The 2,641-nt window shown below is 39.8% G+C and carries 3 protein-coding genes and 1 pseudogene; all 4 read left to right on the forward strand.

All coding sequences use genetic code 11. The features are described 5' to 3' along the window. Nucleotides 1-123: 123 nt before the first annotated feature. On the forward strand, nt 124-1,227 hold the full coding sequence (gene queG, locus Q0212_RS05105) for a tRNA epoxyqueuosine(34) reductase QueG (RefSeq protein ID WP_297923170.1): 1,104 nt from the start codon (nt 124-126) through the stop codon (nt 1,225-1,227). Nucleotides 1,228-1,303: 76 nt separating this feature from the next. Then, a complete protein-coding gene (locus tag Q0212_RS05110; RefSeq protein ID WP_297923172.1) occupies nt 1,304-1,786 on the forward strand; it encodes a DUF3015 domain-containing protein in 483 nt (160 codons plus the stop codon). A gap of 22 nt (nt 1,787-1,808) precedes the next feature. Continuing rightward, nucleotides 1,809-2,282: a DUF3015 family protein gene (locus Q0212_RS05115; RefSeq protein ID WP_297923175.1), complete on the forward strand. Its 474-nt coding sequence runs from the start codon at nt 1,809-1,811 to the stop codon at nt 2,280-2,282. A 92-nt stretch (nt 2,283-2,374) separates the two neighbouring features. Continuing rightward, a pseudogene (locus tag Q0212_RS05120) lies at nt 2,375-2,641 on the forward strand (hypothetical protein); the annotation flags it as partial.

Below are 2,641 nucleotides of genomic sequence, written 5' to 3' on the forward strand. Positions count from 1 at the left end.
TCACTCAAATGATACTTTAAGACTTAAATTTGAGCATATTACTCTATTTCTCCCTCACTCTAACTCTCTCCCACAGGGAGAGAGAACTCCCTCTCCTTTGCGAGAGGGTTGGGGTGAGGGTCTATGAACCTAATCCTTTATCACTTATTTGTCAAAATGCAAAAAATTCCTCATCTTGATGCTATGCAGCAACTCACCCAACAAATCAAAAATTGGGGCAAAGACTTTGGCTTTCAACAAGTAGGGATTAGTGGTATTGATTTGGGACAACATGGCGAACATTTACAAGCATGGTTAGCCAAAGGCTATCATGGCGATCTAACTTATATGGCGAGTCATGGTGAAAAACGCTGGCGGCCTGAATTATTAGTCGAAAATACCCAAAGCATTATTAGTGTGCGTATGGATTATTTGCAGCATAAACCCACACCACGCACCATTACCGATTATCCTCAACAAGGGGTGATTGCGCGTTATGCTTTAGGCCGTGATTACCATAAAACTTTACGCAAACGTCTGCAAAAATTTGCCGAAAAAATTAGTTTAGAAATTGATAACTTAGGTTATCGCGCTTTTGTCGATTCTGCGCCTGTTTTAGAGCGAGCAGTTGCTGAACAAGCGGGTTTGGGCTGGATTGGCAAAAACACCATGCTCATCAACAAACAAGCAGGTTCATTTTTCTTTTTAGGTGAATTATTTACTGACTTACCACTCATTGCTGATACCCCTGTTAGCCATCATTGTGGCTCGTGCCAAGCCTGCTTAAACATTTGCCCTACTCAAGCCATTGTTGCGCCTTATCAATTAGATGCGCGCTTATGTATTGCCTACCTAACCATTGAATACACAGGCATTATTCCTGAAGAATTACGCGACAAAATTGGCAATCGTATTTTTGGTTGCGATGATTGCCAACTGATTTGTCCATGGAATCGTTATGCCCAACTATCCCAAGAAGACGACTTTAAAGTACGTCATCACTTAGACCAACTGTCATTACTCGAATTATTTGCGTGGTCAGAACAAACTTATTTGCAGAAAACCGAAGGCTCACCGATTCGGCGCATTGGTTATGAAGGCTTTTTGCGTAATATTGCCATTGGTTTAGGCAATGCCCCCTACTCAACAGCTATTGTTCAAGCACTGCAAGAAAAGAAATCAATCGTGTCCAATTTGGTGCAAGAACACATTAATTGGGCAATTAATAAGCAATTATTACAACAATAAGGCTTGGCGAATAAAAAACAATCGGGTAGTCTCAAGCTTCGGAAGTTGTTAAATTTCTAAAACAAACACGGAAATAATGATTATGAAAAAACTCTTAGCAATCGCTTTATTAGCAAGTTCAAGCATGGCAATCGCTGATGATGATGTCGGCTGTGGTTTAGGTACGATTTTATTTGCGGGTCAATCAGGTGTTGTCCCTAAAGTCTTAGCAGCAACGACCAATGGTACTTATGGTAATCAAACTTTTGGTATCACATCAGGTACTTTAGGCTGTAAATCAGATGGTGTCATCACCTCTCGTGCTCGTTTAAGTATGTTTATGGGCACTAACTCTGAGCGTTTAGCTCGTGATATGTCGGTTGGTCAAGGCGAAGCCTTAAATGTTTTAGCCGATTTAATGGGTGTTAAAGAACAAGATAAAAGCTTATTTTTTAAAACCACTCAACAACACTTTAGCACTATTTTTGCTGCTGACAACAAAACTGCTGGCGATGTTTTAGCTGCCTTAAACAAAGTCATGGCTCAAGATAGTACATTAGCTACTTATGCTGCTGTTTAAAAAAATTAATAAGGATTAAACCATGAAAAAATTATTAGCTGTTGCTTTATTAGCAAGCTCTTCTGTTGTAATGGCTGACCAAGATGTAGGTTGTGGTTGGGGAACTATGGTGTGGGCTGGCCAATCAGGTGTTGCCCCTAAAGTTTTAGCGGCCACTACCAATGGTACTTCTTATAACCAAACTTTTGGTATTACCTCTGGTACAGCAGGTTGTCAAGCTGATGGCGTTATTAGCTCTCGTGCTCGTTTAGGTATGTTTATGAGTACTAACTCTGAGCGTTTAGCCCGTGATATGTCTGTCGGTCGTGGCGAAACTTTAGAAGTATTAGCCAATTTATTAAAAATTAAAGCAGAAGACAAAACAACCTTCTTCCAAGCAACCCAAACACACTTTGGCAAAATTTTTGCTCCCGAAAACAAAACCGCTGGTGATGTTTTAGCTGCCTTAAACAAAGTTATGGCTCAAGATAGCAAATTAGCTGCTTATGCTGGTTAATTAACTACTTCTCCCTAGCCCTCTCCTAATTTAGGAGAGGGAACATTCTACGTTTGATACTTCTTATAACAATTAATAGTCTCTTTTACTCAATGAAATTTCCTCTATTTATTCTTAGCTCTTTATTTATTAGTCAATTTAGTTTTGCCTCAAACCTAGACACATGGCAGCAACAAGCCAAACAACAAAATCTAGCTAATCATCCCTACTGGCGCATTTTATTACGTTATGAACAACAAAAAGATAGTCAATGGCAGAGCATTGTTAATGATAAAACCTTCTTTTTGAGTGCTGAAGGCCAACATAATAGCCAAGCAGAGCTACAAGCCACCTTAGCTGCTTTAGCGTCCGACAACATC

The organism is uncultured Agitococcus sp. (assembly GCF_937920075.1).
Classification (GTDB): Bacteria; Pseudomonadota; Gammaproteobacteria; order Pseudomonadales; family Moraxellaceae; genus Agitococcus.